15 protein-coding genes are annotated in these 16,720 nt (G+C 50.9%); 4 read left to right on the top strand and 11 right to left on the bottom strand.

All coding sequences use genetic code 11. The annotated features are described in order from the left end of the window. Positions 1-23 precede the first annotated feature (23 nt). The 8 genes from HGA34_00075 to HGA34_00040 form a co-directional block, all read right to left on the bottom strand. Positions 24-698, bottom strand: a complete 675-nt coding sequence (locus tag HGA34_00075; GenBank protein NTW21925.1) for an NUDIX hydrolase — start codon at positions 696-698, stop codon at positions 24-26. Between the two features lie 113 nt (positions 699-811). Then, a complete protein-coding gene (locus HGA34_00070) occupies positions 812-1,795 on the bottom strand; it encodes a D-alanine--D-alanine ligase (GenBank protein ID NTW21924.1) in 984 nt (327 codons plus the stop codon). A gap of 124 nt (positions 1,796-1,919) precedes the next feature. Then, the gene (gene trpS / locus HGA34_00065) at positions 1,920-2,924 is read right to left on the bottom strand and encodes a tryptophan--tRNA ligase (GenBank protein NTW21923.1); all 1,005 of its coding nucleotides are present in this window, start codon (positions 2,922-2,924) and stop codon (positions 1,920-1,922) included. Between the two features lie 326 nt (positions 2,925-3,250). Next, positions 3,251-3,592, bottom strand: a complete 342-nt coding sequence (locus HGA34_00060; protein NTW21922.1) for a hypothetical protein — start codon at positions 3,590-3,592, stop codon at positions 3,251-3,253. 77 nt (positions 3,593-3,669) lie between these two features. After that, on the bottom strand, positions 3,670-3,894 hold the full coding sequence (locus HGA34_00055) for a hypothetical protein (protein ID NTW21921.1): 225 nt from the start codon (positions 3,892-3,894) through the stop codon (positions 3,670-3,672). A gap of 5 nt (positions 3,895-3,899) precedes the next feature. After that, on the bottom strand, positions 3,900-4,640 hold the full coding sequence (locus tag HGA34_00050; protein ID NTW21920.1) for a hypothetical protein: 741 nt from the start codon (positions 4,638-4,640) through the stop codon (positions 3,900-3,902). Positions 4,641-4,762: 122 nt separating this feature from the next. Further along, positions 4,763-6,235 (bottom strand): lysine--tRNA ligase, encoded by a 1,473-nt coding sequence (gene lysS / locus HGA34_00045; GenBank protein NTW21919.1) that lies wholly within the window; start codon positions 6,233-6,235, stop codon positions 4,763-4,765. Positions 6,236-6,372: 137 nt separating this feature from the next. Continuing rightward, on the bottom strand, positions 6,373-8,103 hold the full coding sequence (locus tag HGA34_00040; protein NTW21918.1) for a DEAD/DEAH box helicase: 1,731 nt from the start codon (positions 8,101-8,103) through the stop codon (positions 6,373-6,375). 265 nt (positions 8,104-8,368) lie between these two features. Here HGA34_00040 and HGA34_00035 point away from each other — a divergent pair, with 265 nt between their 5' ends. The 3 genes from HGA34_00035 to HGA34_00025 all read left to right on the top strand — a co-directional run bounded on the left by HGA34_00035 (position 8,369) and on the right by HGA34_00025 (position 12,317). Next, positions 8,369-9,340, top strand: coding sequence for a hypothetical protein (locus HGA34_00035; GenBank protein NTW21917.1), 972 nt, complete (start codon positions 8,369-8,371; stop codon positions 9,338-9,340). Positions 9,341-9,586: 246 nt separating this feature from the next. Beyond that, positions 9,587-11,476, top strand: coding sequence for a hypothetical protein (locus tag HGA34_00030; protein NTW21916.1), 1,890 nt, complete (start codon positions 9,587-9,589; stop codon positions 11,474-11,476). A 130-nt stretch (positions 11,477-11,606) separates the two neighbouring features. Further along, entirely contained in the window at positions 11,607-12,317 is a 711-nt protein-coding gene (locus HGA34_00025; GenBank protein NTW21915.1) for a hypothetical protein, read from the top strand. A gap of 89 nt (positions 12,318-12,406) precedes the next feature. Here the strand turns inward: HGA34_00025 and HGA34_00020 are convergent, their stop codons facing one another. From HGA34_00020 to HGA34_00010, 3 genes are all read right to left on the bottom strand, one after another. After that, entirely contained in the window at positions 12,407-13,174 is a 768-nt protein-coding gene (locus HGA34_00020) for a MerR family transcriptional regulator (protein ID NTW21914.1), read from the bottom strand. Between the two features lie 446 nt (positions 13,175-13,620). Next, a complete protein-coding gene (locus HGA34_00015; GenBank protein NTW21913.1) occupies positions 13,621-15,324 on the bottom strand; it encodes a hypothetical protein in 1,704 nt (567 codons plus the stop codon). After that, entirely contained in the window at positions 15,321-16,094 is a 774-nt protein-coding gene (locus HGA34_00010; protein NTW21912.1) for a hypothetical protein, read from the bottom strand. Before HGA34_00010 ends, HGA34_00015 begins: the two co-directional genes overlap by 4 nt. Positions 16,095-16,494: 400 nt before the next feature. On the opposite strand from HGA34_00010, the gene HGA34_00005 reads away from it, so the two are divergent. Beyond that, positions 16,495-16,720, top strand: a 226-nt coding sequence (locus HGA34_00005) for a hypothetical protein (protein NTW21911.1), incomplete at its 3' end; no start/stop codon positions are given.

Raw genomic sequence — 16,720 nt, 5'->3', positions numbered from 1 at the left:
TAAGCTTCCCTATCTCTCCCCTGCTACAATATCTCGATATTCTTCAACTTCTTCTCGATGAAAGAATAGAGCTCGGCCGGGCGATTCTTCTTGCCCAGATCCAGCTTGCCCGTTTTCCTGATCATGCCCAACGAAAGGACCTTCTTGCGGAAATTGCGCTTGTCCAGCGTACGGCCGAGGATCGTCTCATAGGCGCTCTGCAGCTCGCTCAAGGTAAAGGCGTCGGGCAGCAGGCTGTAGACGATGTTGGTGTATTCCAACTTCCCTCTCAAGCGCTCGATGGCCGACCTGATCATCGCCTTATGGTCATAGGCCAGCTTGGGCAGCTCATTGACGCTGAACCAGCTGATCTCCCGATGCTCGTCGGAAGTTGCCAATTTGAGACCGTCACTTGAAATCAAGGCGAAATAGGCCACTGAAACGACGCGGCCGAACGGATCGCGTTTGACCTCGCCGAAAGTATAAAGCTGTTCGAGATAGACCTGTTTCAAGCCGGTCTTCTCGGCCAGGATGCGCTTGGCTGCCTGGTCGACCGACTCGTCGATCTGGATCAAGCCGCCCGGAGCGGCCCAGCAATCCTCAAAAGGAGACTTGTTCATCTTGATCAGCAGGACCTTCAAGGCGCCGTCCTCGACGGTAAAGATCGTGATATCGGTGGCGATAACGGCGAACTGGTATAATTTAGCTGGCTTGGCCATTTGTTTGACTTAGTGTTTATATAACACTAATATACACCCCGAATCATGAGGTGTCAAGAGGTTTTATCGAAAACAAAAAAAGAGCGCCCAAGACGCTCTTTTTGAAGTGTTTTTTAGTAGGCTAAGTCGATGATGCGGCTGACCAGTTCCCCGTAGGAGAGGCCCATCTTCATCAAAAGCAGTGGGTACATGGAAAACTGGGTGAAGCCGGGCAAGGTATTGATTTCGTTCAGATAAACCTTGTTGTTGGCGACGAAAAAATCGATACGGGCGAACCCGCGGCAATCGCACAAGCGATAAACCATCTGCGCTAGCGCCATGATTTCCTGTTCCAACTCAATCGATAACCGCGCCGGTATCCTGACCTCGGTACGATTATTCTTGTACTTCTCGTCGTAATCATAAAATTCCTTGGGCAGGATCAGCTCGCCTGGCCAGGAAGTGATCAGATGGCCATTGCCCAGGATGCCGACCTCGACTTCCCTCAAGCCGACCAAGCCCTCTTCGATCACGATCTTGGTGTCGTGCTTTCGCGCCTCAGCGATGGCTCGCGCCAAATCGCTCATGTCATCCACTTTGGAAATGCCGACCGACGAACCGGAATTGGCCGGCTTGACGAACACCGGGGTAAAAAAGCTGTTCTTCACCTCCTCGAACTTGGACTCGAGCTCAGAGGGCGTCAGCAGGCTGAAGTCGATCACCTTGAATCGGGTCTGCGGTATCCGCTGGCCCGACAAAAAAGTCTTGCACACGGCCTTGTCCATGCATAGCGCTGAAGACAGCACGCGGCAGCCGGCATAAGGTACGCCGAGCCGCTCAAACAAAGCTTGCAGGACGCCATCCTCGCCGAAGCGCCCGTGCGTCATGGGCAAGGCGACATCGAAGATATTCTTGAACTCCTGCTCACGGATGCGCTCGGTCGGGCTGACGATCTCATTGAAGTCGCTGACCCGATAAAAAGCGCCATCCGTGTGCCAATAGACCAAGACCGTCTCATACTTCTCTTGGTCGATATTGGCGAAGACGTTCTTGGCGGAAACTACCGAAACCTCGGCTTCATTGCCTAGGCCGCCGAAGAATAATCCGACTTTTTTCATACGCACATTCATTAAAAATTGAAATTGGTTGAGCCCGCATTCGTCATCGTTTTTATCGCGCATACGTACTCGTCTAAGCAGGAAAAACGATGACGAATGCGGGCTTCGATTGCCTGGACTAGCGTTAAAAATAATTTAGCTGCATCGCCTCCTTGACCTCCGCTAAAGTCTTGGCCGCCGCCTTCTCGGCCTTGGCCGTTCCCTTTTTCAGGATGTTCATCACCTCAGCCGGATCCTTGGCATACTCCTCGCGGCGGGCGCGGATCGGCGCTAAGAACTCCTGCATCACTTCGTTGAGATATTTCTTGACTGTGACATCTCCCAAACCGCCGCGCTGATAATGGGCCTTCAGTTCGGCCACCTTGTCCTTGTCGCTGGCGAAGGCGTCCAGATATGTGAAAACCGGGTTGCCCTTGACCTTGCCCGGATCCTCGACGCGCAAGTGCCCCGGGTCGGTATACATCCCCTTGATCCTGCGCGCGATCTCATCGGCCGAGTCGGCCAGATAGATTCCGTTGTCGAGCGACTTGCCCATCTTGCCGCTGCCATCGGTACCGGGCAGGCGCGAAACCTTAGAAATCATGGCTTCGCACTCGACCAGAACATCGGTCTTGTAGACATTATTGAAACGGCGGACGATCTCATTGGTCTGTTCAATCATCGGCAGCTGGTCCTCACCCACCGGCACGACCTCGGCCTTGAAGGCAGTGATGTCGGCCGCTTGGCTGATCGGATAGACCAGGAAGCCGGTCGGAACCGTGTCGCCGAAGCCTTTCTGCTGCATCTCGGTCTTGACGGTCGGATTGCGTTGCAGACGCGCCACCGAGACCAGATTCATATAATACATCGTCAGCTCGGCCAGCTGCGGCACCATCGACTGGATCAGGATAGTGTTCTTGTCCGGCTCCAAGCCGGCGGCCAGATAGTCGAGTGCCACCTCGAGGATATTCTTGCGGACCTTCTCCGGATTCTCAGCGTTGTCGGTCAGCGCCTGCATATCGGCGATCATGATGTACTGGTCATGCGTGTGCTGGGTAGCGACGCGGCTTGCGAGCGACCCGACGTAGTGCCCCAAATGCAGACGTCCGGTCGGACGGTCGCCGGTCAGGACGATCTTTCTTTTAGCCATGGTGATTTTATCTAATTTTAAAAAAAATATGAGTGCTGCTTGCTATAAATATATAAAAACTAGGGCTAATCGTCAAATATTATTATTTATTTTTAGCTAATATTAAATAAACATCAATATTGGCTCCCCAAAAGACTTGACAATATTCAAATACTATGCTATATTAGATTGTTAGATAAAAAATCTGACAAACAAAAAAAGCCTCACCAAGAGGCACAGACATAAAAACCAAAGAAACAACCAAGCAAGGCTCCAACAAATGGAGCCACCAAACTAAACCCAGGGACTAACGCAAGTTAGCCCCTTTTCCTTTTCTGAAGTTATTTTTAAGCTACTAAGATATCGGCGATCTTGTCCTTGAGCTTGTCCTCCAATTCCGAGGAGATGGCAATCGCCTTATCGTAATTGCCTGACCGTGCTGCCCTTCTGGCCGCCACGAAGGCCTTGAAATCGTCCTTGGTGATGATTTCGCCGATGCCATTACGTTTACCGACGCTTTCTTTCCAGGCGTCATAATCATCGTTCTCAAACGAAGCTAGGATCGCTTCCTGCCTGGCCTGAGCCGGGTTATCGGCTCCGGCCTGCCTGGCCGGTCCGGCGAAGGCGCCAGCGGTGAATAGTAAGGTGAGGAAGGCGATGCTCATCGCCGCTTGCTTATATTTTTGCATTTTGGTTTCGGTTATTTCTTATTTTCCGGGTACATTATATGATACACCATTTCCCGAAAAAAATCACGAGTCCGCTTTTAGAAGCCGAAGTAGATAGACAGGCCGAGCAGGCCGTGCATCAACGCGGCCAAGAGCGACACGGCAGCGAGCCTCTTGTGCCAAACCAAAGGAATCCGAGTGACTCCTCGGGCATTGAAAAAAGGAATGCAGGCGGTGGCTACCATCAAGATTAGCGTGGCGACACCGCCGTACATAATCAAGGGCTTGTCCAAAACCATTGCGTAAGCTATTTGACTGATCATATATCCTATTTTACCACGATACTCCCCGTCATATAAGGGTGGAGCGAGCACTTGTAATTGAAGGTGCCTCTTTTGGTGAATTTGAAGGTGTAGTATTGGCTCGGCATGAGCGTGCCCGAACCGAAGCCTGTTAGCGTACTGCCGACCGGGGTGATCGTATGTGTTGCCGGATCCTGATTGACCCAGTGGACCGAGTCGCCCAGCCTGATCGTAAGATTCTTCGGGCTGAACTCGAACCGATAGGCCACCACGTCATAAGTTTTTGCGGATACGGGCTCGACCACCTCCGGATATCTCGAATCAACGGCGATCTTGCCCAGGTTGGCATTGGTGATGCCCAGCCCAAGCTCGCGCATGATCCTGAAAGCATCGGCCGGCCGGCCCAGGTAATAACGCTTCAATGTTACCGGGCTGACGTACCAAGCCTCGCCATGGCTTTCGACTTGCAACAGTATCCGACCCGCCAGTTTCTTGACATAGGCGGTATTCATCTGGCCTTGCCCGATAATGGGTATCTTATTGATGTTGGCGTTGGTGATACCCAGACCGAGTTCGCGCATGATATTGAAAGCATCGGTCGGATGTCCCAAAAATGCCCGCTTGCCGTTTTCCGGCAGGACATACCAAGCCTGCCCCTTGCTTTCTACTTGTAGCAGGATGCGGCCCCTCAGATCAGTTGCGGCCGAGGCGGATGTCCATGGCAAGATGGCTGCTGCGACCGCGAAGATGATAATGATTCTTTTCATATGTTTCTTCTGCTTAATTCTTAATCTATCTTATCTTCGAAAAATTAAGCATTCATTAAAGCAACCGCCTCGTTTTACGATAAATGCCCTCTTCCGAGGGCATTTATTTTAGCATATTTCAATTATTCAGGCCGCATCAGGGGAAATAGCACGACATCGCGGAGATTGTCCTGTTCGGTCAGCAGCGCCACGATACGCTCGATACCCATACCCCAGCCGGACATCGGCGGCATGCCGTACTCCATAGCTTCGACGTAGTCGTTATCCTTGGCCATTGCCTCTTCGTCGCCGCTCTCCTTGAGCTGCTGCTGGCTGTCGAAGCGTTCAGCCTGATCGATCGGGTCGACCAGCTCGCTGTAAGCGTTGACTATTTCCCAGCCATTGATGACTAGTTGGAAACGGTCAGTGATCATCGGGTTGGCGTCATTGCGGCGGGCCAGCGGCGACAGGTCGATCGGATGATTGACCACGAAGGTCGGATTGATGATCTTGACGCGCGATACTTTCTTGTACAGATTATCGATCATATTGCCTCGTCCGAGCTTGTCGATATCATCGAAGGTCAAGCCCTGTTTCTTGATTTCGGCCCGCAAAGTTTCGGCAGTGGTGAATTCTTCGATATCGATGCCGGAGTCGCGCTTGATCAGGTCGCGCATGGAGATGACTTCCCATGACGGCGACAGATCAATCAGCTTCTTCTCGCCTTCGCGATTGATAATCTCTATTTCAAGCGAGCCCTTGAGCTTTTGGACGATGATGGTCAGCATCCGCTCGGTAAAACGCATATTCTCTTTATAGTCCCAATAGGAAGCATAATGCTCAAGCATGGTGAAATCCTGCAGATGGCTCGGATCCATGCCCTCATTTCGGAACGAGCGAGCGACTTCGAAAACCTTGTCGAAACCGCCGACGATCGCTTCTTTCAGGTAGATTTCCGGCGCGATACGCAGGAAGACGTCGGTATCCAGGGCGTTGTGATGGGTGATGAACGGTTTGGCCATGGCGCCCGAAGCGGAGTTGCACAAGACGGGGGTGTCGACTTCGACAAAGCCGCTCTCATTATAGAACTTGCGCAGCTCCCAGATGAAGTCGCTCCGAAATTTGAAGCGGTCCATCGTCTCCTGGTTGGAGATTAGGTCGAGATAGCGCTTGCGGTATTTGGTTTCCTGGTCCTTGATGCCGTGCCACTTCTCCGGTAGCGGCCGCAAAGCCTTGCTTAAGAAGGTATATTTGGTGACAAAGACCGAGATTTCGCCTTTTTGCGTCTTGCCGATTTCGCCCTCCAAACCGACGAAGTCTCCCATGTCGACGGTCTTGGAGAAGGACTTGTAATCCTCCGGGGCGATATCGCCTGAACGCATCACGAACTGGATCTTGCCATAATAATCCTTGATGTGACCGAAAGTGATCTTGCCCATATCGCGGAGCAGCATCACTCGGCCGACGACCGTCACTTTGGTGCCGATCTCCAGTCCGCCTGCTTCAAGGCAGGTATGGGAACGCTCAAACTTATCAGCATAAGGTATGACATCCTTGCTCTTGAGCAATTCCAATTTTTTTACACGGTCTAGCCGTTCGCGTTGCAGGTCTTCCATAATTTTAGTATATTATTCCTTTATTATTCTTGTTTGGTGTAATATTAGACAATATAACTCGAAAATCGCAAAAAGTAAAGCCGTAGCAAAAGCCACTCTTTCAAAGAGTGGCTTTTGCTTATTTGAATCGCTATTGTTTAGCGTCGTCCTTTGTATCGGCCTGGCCTGACATCCTTTTTTCTTGAGGCCGGTCGTCCACGATCCTTATCGGAAAATTTTCGGCTTGGCCCCTCGGCTTTAAAGCCGTCAGCAATCTTGGCTTCGAGCTTGCGCCCGTTATAATGCGATGATTTAAAGCTGCGGTCGATATCCTTTTCCCGGTTCTTGTCGATGCCGAAAATCGTGAAGGTATCAAACATCCTAATCTTGCCGATCTCGGCGCCCTTCAACTCCTTCTGGGCATTGATCAGCCCAAACAAGGTCTTCACCTCCAAGCGGTCCTTCTTGCCGATATTGATACGCACGTTGATGAAATTCTCTTCCGGTTGACGGTCGCTGCGCTCGCGCATGCTGCCGCGTTCCCCGCCGGTTTGCTTGCCTGTGGCTACGGCCTCCATATCCTTGGTGTCTTTATATAGGTTCAAGAAATGGTTGAACTCGGCCGAAACGAAGCGTGCCAGCAAATCGTGGCGTGACAAACCCTTGAGCCGCTCTTCGACGGCAGGCAGAAACGGCGCGATTTCCTTTTCGCTCACCTCGGCACTGACCATCTTTTCAACCAGGCTCAGAAGCTGCTTCTCACAGATTTCCTGACCGGTCGGCACGCGCTTCAGCTCGAAAGTCTTGCCGGTCTTGTACTCAAGATCACGGACTTTGCGCAACTCGCGCATGGTCAGGATCGAGAGCGAGACGCCGCTTTTCTGAGCGCGACCCGTGCGGCCGCTGCGGTGGACATAGACTTCGCTGACGTCCGGCAAGCTGTAATTGATGACGTGGGTCAGATCATTGACGTCGATGCCGCGTGCTGCCACATCAGTAGCGACCAAGAGCTGGATCTTGCGCTGGCGGAAACGTTCCATAATCTGCGTTCGCAGATTCTGCGAGATATCGCCATGCAGCGCCTCGGTCGAGTAGCGGTCTTCTTTGAGTTTGTCGGCGATTTCCTGCGTCTCGTTGCGGGTGCGGCAGAACAGGATGCCATAGATATCCGGCTCGGAATCGACGACACGGCGCAAGGCTTCGTATTTCTGTCCCGGTTTAACCAGGTAGTATTGATGCACGACTTTGTCGGCTCCGATATTCTTCTTGCTGACGCTGATCTCTTTCGGCTCGTTCATATACTGCTTAGCCATGCCATAAATGGTCGACGACATGGTTGCTGAAAAAAGCAGCGTCCGCTTGGTGGCCGGAGTCTCGGCCAGGATGGCATCGAGGTCATCTTTGAAACCGAGGTCAAGCATCTCATCAGCTTCATCAAGAACGACGAAGCGGATAGTGTGGAGATTGAGGATCCGGCGACGGATCAGGTCATGGACGCGGCCCGGGGTGCCGACTACGATATTGGCCCCGGCACGAAGTTCTTGTATTTGTAAATCGATACGGGCACCGCCATAGACAGTGGCCACGGAAACACCGGCTGAATATTTGGCAAAGGTAGAAATCTCACGGCTAATCTGCAAACAAAGCTCGCGGGTCGGACACAGGATGATGGCTTGCAAATCCTTGTTCTTGGTGAGCTTATTCAAAATCGGCAAACCGAAGGCGGCGGTCTTACCTGTGCCGGTCTGGGCCAGACCGATCAGATCCTGGTCGTTTTCCAAAACGAAAGGAATGGCCTGCTCCTGGATGGGAGTGGCCTCTACATAACCGATTTCTTTTAGGCTCTTCAAAATATGGGCATTCAGTCCCAATTCTTCAAATGTTTTCATAATAGATAGCTTAAGGCTAAATTTAAGTTAAATTAGCCCTAAAAATTTGATATATCGGCTTTAAACCCGTTAATACCCGATCTCAAAAGCTGCTGCCGAAATATAACATTTTTTTATTGTTTTGTAAATAGCGGCCCTGCCGGGACTCGCCCGGCACGAAACCGACTAACTTGCCTAAAGCTAGCTGACAAAAAAAGAACTGTAACAAAAAAATTGGCAGGCTGTAGTATATCCTACAACTAATAAAAAATTAAGAGATAAAATTATGTCTCAAAAGACTCTAGCTCCAAGGCGCTTGGCCGCGATTACTGCAATCGCCGCTTTTTCGCTTTACCTTGGCAACCTATACCTGGTTTCAGCCGAGGCGGCCGCGCCCAACAACTCAACTCCCGTACTTTTCCCGTTAGACCAATTGCCGACACAAGCTAACGCCGGGTCAGCCATTTATTATCAATTGGCGGCTTTTGACCCGGATAACGATCCTCTCACCTTCAGCATGTCGCCTGCCATTGCCGGTGCCAGTCTCAATCCTGCAACCGGAGAATTCTCTTGGACTCCGACCGCCGCCCAGGCTGGTGCCTATAACATCACTTTCAGCGTCACTGATGGCATAGACACCGACAGCATTCCAGCGTCTCTGACAATTGATACCAGTATAAATCTGCCGCCCGTAATAAATCCTATAGCTGGCCAGTCTGCAACTGTCGGGCAGACGGTCTCTTTTGAGATAATCGCCAATGACCCGGAGAATCAAATCCTCTCTTACAATGTCGGCCTGCCAGCCGGCGCGTCGTTCAACGCCACCAGCCATGTCTTCACCTGGACTCCGACTGCCAGCCAAGTCGGAACCAATCTGGTCGGCGTCACGGTTTCCGATGGAATCAACAGCGTTTCAACACAAGTCAGCATAACCATCAACGCCGCCCCAACGGAAACCTCAACCGCAAAACCAGTCTTCATCTCTTTGTCAGACAAGTCGATTGCAGCCGGCAAGACCTTGTCATTCAATGTCAGGGCTTACAGCCCCACCGGCCGTGCAGTAAAAATCAGCGCCAGAAACCTTCCGGAAAATGCCAAATTCGATTCAAGCACTCAGACATTCAGCTGGGAACCGACGCGGCGCGACATCGGCACGCATGAAGTCACCTTTATCGCCAGCGATGGCATCAGCAAGACCAGCAAGAAGATCGAAATAAAAGTGTACCGCAACTCGTACTCATCAAGAAGCCGTGATTAGCCAGCTTTCGCTGCTGATTAATAATACGGCAACTCTGCAACGCCTAAAAAATCTCTGACTCAAATCGAATGAGCATGTTTGCTCGTTCCTTTTGACCGATCGATTACCCTGCGTAATCGCTCGGCTAAAAGCCGCTCATTTCAAATTGAGAAACATGACAAACTAACCAAGGAGGAACACCGCTGAAAAATTAGGAATCGCGTCGACCACTCACTTCACAGCCCACAAACCCGAAAGGAGCAAATCATGAAAATCAGCCGTTTTATCTTCGCCGTCCCGTTAATCTGTCTATCAATCGCCGCCCAGGCTCAGGCCGCCACCTTGGCCGGAGTTTCGGTCACCGGACCGAATTCCGCCAATGAAAACAGTGTCGTCAATCTGGCCGCAAACGCAGTTTATTCCACCACGCCCGTCACGACCGCAAACGTCACCACTAGCACCGCCACTGTCTGGAAAGTCTACCAAAAGAATGCCTCCGGCGCTCTTGTGTCGACAGCCTTGGCCACCATCAGCAAAGGAACCCTAACAATCAAGGAAATCACTGCCAACACTTCGTTGTACGTCACTGCCGCCTACACGGAGGGGTCGGTTACCAAGACCAGCGCTGCCAAAAGTATCGCCGTCGCCAACATCGTCGTAACTCCCCCGCCTCCTCCAGTCAGCGGCAGCCACGCCGGACGCATCACCAGCGCCTACACCGGCTCCAAAGTCTGCCAACCCTGCCATCTCCAGCAAACTAAAGACAGTTGGAGCTCGCTCCACTACCAATGGGAAAACTACAGTACCGGCAAAGTTGCCAACCGGAAAACCGGCGTTGCCCTGGGCAAGCGCTACGGCATCAACGGCTTCTGCGGCTATGTCGGCGAGATCAACTGGCTCAGCAAGCTGACGAACGGCAACGGCCAACAGGTTGATGGAGGCTGCGCTCGCTGTCACGCCGGCATGGGTGAAAAACCCAGCCCCGTGGCCAGCCAGGCACAGTACGATAACGTCAACTGCCTGATCTGCCACAGCGATACCTACAAGCAGACTATCGTCAAAAATGCCGCTGGTGCATTCGTTTTCGCTCCCATGACCAGTGCGGGCAACGGCTCGATCGCCATGGCTTCGAACATCGTGCGCTCAAGCAATAACCTCTGCCTCAATTGCCACATCAAAGCTGGCGGCGGCAACAACTTCAAGCGCGGTACGCTTGGCGAAACCATGCGCAACCCGACTCGCGACCAGGAAGTCCATCTTTCGCAAGCTGGCGCCAAACTGCTTTGTACCAGCTGCCACACCAGCAAGAACCACAAGATTGCCGGCGTCGGCGCTGATCTGCCATCGGCTGATAGCTCGGTCAAAGTTAACTGCAGCACCAGCGCTTGCCATGTCACCGCTTCCCTGCACGCAGCCAACACCAGGATGAACGACCACGCCAAGCGCATCGCTTGCCAGACCTGCCACATACCATTCGTGGCCGCCACCGACGCGACTGACATGAATCGCCGCTATGACATGCCAGCGGAATACAACAGCACCACCGCCTTGTATGACCCCTGGATGGACAAGCAGATGAACATCAAGCCGGTTTACCGCTTCTTCGATGGCAAGGTTAATCTGTACCAGTTCGGCGACCCCATCACCACCGATGCCAACGGCATCTTTACGATGGTTGCGCCGACTGCTACGATCGCCTCAGCTGGAGCCAAGATCACCCCCTTCCGCTTGCATCAGACCACTGTCACCAAAGACGCCTCTAACCGCATGCTTCCGATGAAGATGGGGTTGCTCTTTTCAGCAGGCGACATTTCAAGCGCAGTTCTGAACGGCGTTTCCGGTGTCGGCTGGACCTACTCCGGCTATACCTACCAACTGGCCCAGCAATTCATGGCCGTCGATCACGGCGTCGTGCCCAAGGCTCAAGCTCTGACTTGCAACGACTGCCACTACGGCGCCACGCGCATCGATTTCAAAGCTCTGGGCTACACTCTGAACGCGGCCTACAACGGCAAGCCTTTGTGCGCCAGTTGCCATTCTGACAAATCGAACACCTGGGCCGTCGGCAAAGAACGCTTCGACAACGTGCACTCAAGGCACGTCACTTCCCAAAGACTCAACTGCAACGTTTGTCATCCCTTCTCAAAGGCACTGTAGAATCAGTGCCCGCAGCCAGCCCTGGACCACGGTCCAGGGCTTTTTTTTCGGACCAGAGAATAATCTTGAAATTAACGAATTCTTAATCCGTTTGCAATATTTTTTTAGTATCTACTAATAAATCACTCCTATGAACAAATCTTACTACTATGGCATCGGACTGGTTCTGCTTCTCTTGGTCGGCGGGGCTGTGTATTTTTACTCCCCGAACCCGGCACCTGAGCAGCCAGACACCGAAAAAACTTCCAAGCCGAGCGCCGACGGGATGAGCTTTTTTTTAACCGGCATCAACCCCGGAAAAGGAGCTAACCTGGGCGGCTTAACTGGAGCCGACAGCTACTGCCAGTCGCTCGCAACATCCGCTGGCGCGGGTAGCGCCACCTGGCGGGCTTATCTGAGTACCCAGGCGACTGAGGACACGCCGGCTATCAACGCTCGCGACCGCATAGGCAGCGGGCCGTGGAAAAATTTCCGCGGCGAGGTTGTCGCTAGCAACCTGGATGAGCTACACGGCAAGAACAACATCAACAAGCAGACAGCCTTGACCGAAAAAGGAGAAACTATTTCTGGGCGAGGAGACCAGACCAACCAGCATGATATCCTGACCGGTTCCGCGTCAGACGGCCGGGCGATCGCCACCTCAACAGATGTCACTTGCGGCAATTGGACCAAGAGCACCGATGAAGGGGCTGCCATGGTCGGACATCACGACCGTTTGGGCTTGAGCGACGACGATGTCGCCCGCTCTTGGAACTCTTCGCATCTGACGCGCGGCTGCAGCCAGGCAGCTTTGCCTAAAAGCGGGGGAGCAGGCTTATTCTATTGTTTCGCTGCCAATTAAGCTGACTGATAGCGAACTAAAAATGAACCCTAAGGGGTTCATTTTATATCCATCTGACGCTCACTAACAAAAAATTGCTCCAGCAAAGGCTATTTAGCATGCTTCAAGGCGTTGGCGATATAATACTTCATCGCGTCTTGCATATACTGGGCAAGCCCTTCGGCCACCCTTTCATAGTTCTTCTTGAACCGTTCGTCCGCCACATACATCTCGGCCAAGCTCTTGTATATTTCCATGTTCGGCTCGTAAAATGCCCTTAAACCATCGTAATGGCGGGCAATCAATTTCTGGGCCGCCTGACTTTCAGGCGCTACCCCGGCATGCATGCAGGCAGAAATTTCCAAAGTCAGCTTGCTCGATTCTTCCAGAACCTTTTTTAAGCCGTCCTTGCCCATATTTCGAACCCGCTCTTGCGATTGCTTATAGGCGTCGGTCTGTCCCCAGCGCTCTTTGGCCTCGGCGGCATATTTCTCATACTCATCTTTTGAAAAATTTCCGTACAGTTCTTCATCTTTCATATTATTTTTCTTATTTGATTTATTGATCGACTTATCTATCGTTTTGAGCAATCGCTCTAAACGCTCTTTCTTTAACAGTATCAACCGCTTGTGGTCCCTGAAGGCCTTCTGCTCATCAAAGTCTGATGCCATTAGAATCTTCCTTATCTCTTCAAGCGGAAATTCCAGCTCTCGATAAAACAGAATCTGCTGCAATCTCAGCAATTCCTTTTCTTCGTAGTACCTGTAACCATTTTTTCTGACGCCTGCAGGTGGCAATAGCCCTATTCCATCATAATAATGCAGGGTTCTCACGCTGACGCCCGATAAGCTGGCTAGTTGTTGTACTGAGTATGACATGTGTAACTATTAATCCTTCTCATAATCTATCATATACTATGACGTTACGTAATAGTCAAGTGCCAAGCTGGAGTAAATTTAAAACTGCTACCTATATTAATAAAAACGCGCACCCAGGTATGCCCGGGTGCGCTTTATATAAATGGCTGTTTGGTTCACGGAACCATGTCCGTAAGACCGGTTTTGATCAATAAGCGTCTCTATCCGCTTTTCATCGACCCTGATTCAGGGTTTTTGGCTCGAGTGATTCACTCGTCGCCTAACGAATTGCGAACAATCGCTTATTTTGATGCTATAAATATCTTGTTGTCTTGATCATCCGAAAGGATACACGATTCGAGTGATTCACTCGCCATCGGCCAATCAACAAGCTATTTTTCATAATCAAGGAACAACTTTATGAACGGAATAAATGACTTTTTCCGTTTGCGCAAGATATCTGATGATCAGTAGGATATCTTGAACTCTATGAATGCGTTCGTTGTATTTGTAAACGTACCTCCCCGCTCTTTGGCGATATCGGGAAGTCCGTATGGGTGCATTAATGCGCCCAGCTCCAGATGCATACTCTTATAATTCAAGAGCAATGAAGCCTTTGCGCCGAGCATGTCTTCCTTTTCTCCGGAATAAATTACCGGGTTAGTTTCGATGCCGAAATAAGTATCGGCACCGATTTTCTTCTGGAGTCCGAGCCTCACTAAGGCCAGGCGCTGATCAAGTCGTGCCAGGCTTTCCGGGCTGTCGGTTGAAACATTCTCCGAGATGGGCAGGAGATACTTGTAACCCAGCCCCACTCTCCACTGGTCAAAGCTTTGGGTATAGTCGGCCTTGCTGTAGAGCAAGACCGACGATTGGGCCCTGTTGTAATGCAGATACATCTTGCTCAAATCGAATCCGTTGAATTCAGCACCAGGAGGAAGGTAATTATCCAGGCTCAAGCTATCTACGATGTCTTCGGTATACTGGTACATTAGCCCGTTTCTCATTACGAGCTTTTTGCCGGATCGTTCATACTTGTAGGTCAATCCGCCTGCAACCGAATATTTTCTTCTATCCATGTGAGAATCGTAATCATCAAGGATTCCCACAGTCAGATCAGCCCCGATATTGAGGCCAAAATTGTGGTTGCCACCGTAGCTTGGGTAGATATCCAGGTTTCCTCCAAAACCTTGGCATTTCCCCATCATGTCCAAGCAGCCCCAAAAGTAACCGATCTCTCCATCAACCTTGAGGGCGCTCGCTTTACTGGGACTGTCCTCGATAGCCAATGGCTTGGGTTCACTCTTGGCAGGAGCCTTGGAGTGATTCAACATGCCTGCATCCACGATAGTCGGTGGTGCCGGATCACTGGCGCATTTACGAATCGCCTCGACCGGTTTTAAGTCAATCGCTTCGACCCTCGCGCCAGCGTGGCTGTCTTTAGGCTCTATACAGTGGATTGCTGGCATCGCCGCCTTGAATGGCTTTGCTGGAGCTTCAGCTTCTGACTTAGCTTCAGGAGCCGCGTGTTTCTGCTTTTCCTGAAGCGATGTCTCCTTCAACCGAGTCGGTGGTGGTATGGCTGCCGCTGTCACAACAGGCTGAACAGCTTCCGCGTTATCAGCCTTGGCTATTGCTGGTGGCAACGCACCGCCGACAATGACTTCGCGTGCAGCTTTTTCCGGTGGGGCGCTTGGCTTTGCCGGAAGTTCAGGCGCAATGGCTGGTTGCTCGGATGGCCGAGACAATGCCTCGGTCTTGATTGGCGGCCCTCTTCGCTGTGCCGTTTTTTTGATCAACGGCTTGCTTCCAGGGAATACCAATCTCTCACCCGGCTTGAGAAAACGCGGCTTATCGACGCTGATGCTGTTGGCTCGAGCCAAGCCTTTCCAGCTCGAAGATTTGCCCCACAGATTAAAGGCCAGGAACGATAAGCTGTCGTCCTTGACTACTTCGATATACCCAACCTTCCGAGCTTTGATGAAGCGCGGGGTGTCGCCTGAATAATCGGACCTCTTAACCTTTTTTGGCACGACCTTGATGCTTGTCGCCGTGATTGTTGTCTCCTGGAGATTCATGTGGCAATCTACGCAAACATTATACGCCGACCCCAGAGAGATTGCCGGAATGGACAGAAAAATACTCAGCAAAACAATAATTGTGGTTTTCATGGCTTCACTCCTGTATGATCAGTTTGGTTTATTGGACCGATTAGTTTCCATCTGTTTTCACGCACAAGCCCATCAATTAATCCTGGGTTGTCCCGCAGACTCCTGGCAACGCTCTTGGCCAAAGACTTCGGGTCATTTTTGAATGCCGACGTGACAGCTTTGCCGTCCTTCATTTCAGTATGAAGCACTTCTGACTTCCCTTCAGCATTAAGCGTCGGAATGAAATGATACCAATCCCCCTCATACTGAACAGCCACCGGAGCACCGAAACGCTTTTCGATCACTTCAATGACTTTCGTCTGCGGTCGTTTGGTTTTCATAAACATGGCGATGGCCAATATGACCGACAAAATAACCGCCATCGATATCTGCTTGGCGCTGATAATCGATCGCACTTGCCAACTTACCTGGACTGCACGAACATTAAGCTCGCTGCCGAATGGAATGACGGCGAACTGAGCTTCGGGAAAAGCCGATTTGAGGTAGCCTTCGACTGCGTGGGCGCGATCCTTGGAATACTGGCCATTTTCGGCCTTTGAACCTGTTTGATTAGCCGAACCGACGATCTTGATATCGAGACGTTCGAACATCCCTACTTTTACCTGCCCGAGGGTCTCCTTAACTGCCTCAAGTTGAACCAGGACATTGCCTTCGATTGCCGTTTCCCTGTTGCCATAGGGGCCGATTTCAACCGCTTGTTTTGCCCATACTGCATGGGCCCAACTCAACAAGCAGGCCGCTAACAAAAAACATGCCAATGACTTTTTCATGGTTTTCTCCTTTGCCCGATTCGAGCAGTTCCTGCGCCGATTCGACAGCAGGGTTGTGGTTAACAACAAATGGCCAATATTAAACCAATAAAACGAAATGTTTTATTTTTTTGGATTGTCAAAGTCCAGATTTTCCAACCCTCTTCTAATTTTTTGGAGTTCAAAAAACTAAGAGAAGGCTGAATTCACTAATATTTATTAATAATCCCTTAATTATTTTTTAATATTAGTAAAATATTATTAGTCTCATAAATCAATTAACGTCAAAAAGTACCATATTTTTTTAAATTAGTCAATATTGTATAAAACAACACTTGCCTTATTATGGACATAAGAATAAGATATTATATTGCTAAACATCTGCTGATTAACTTAATACATTATAAATAACTAAAAACTCATGAAGAACCACAAAAACCGCTTCAATGTCGGTCTCGTGCTCATGGCCTTAGTTTTGGGACAATTCGCAGTTGTCTTACCCAAAACCACTTATGCCGTTGTAGCCGCTCCGACCGCCACTGCCATGTCCTTCGCCAATCGCGTCGGCACGGTAACCGGCAACACGATCGATTTGAATCTGACCGGCGTGTCCGATGCAGATCTGGCCAGTGCCGGCAGCATCACCG

The organism is Candidatus Falkowbacteria bacterium, from assembly GCA_013336275.1.
Taxonomy (GTDB): domain Bacteria; phylum Patescibacteriota; class Patescibacteriia; order Patescibacteriales; family GWE2-39-37; genus JAAXUA01.
Note: the sequence above shows the minus strand (reverse complement) of the source record. Positions and strands in the feature narration are given on the sequence as shown.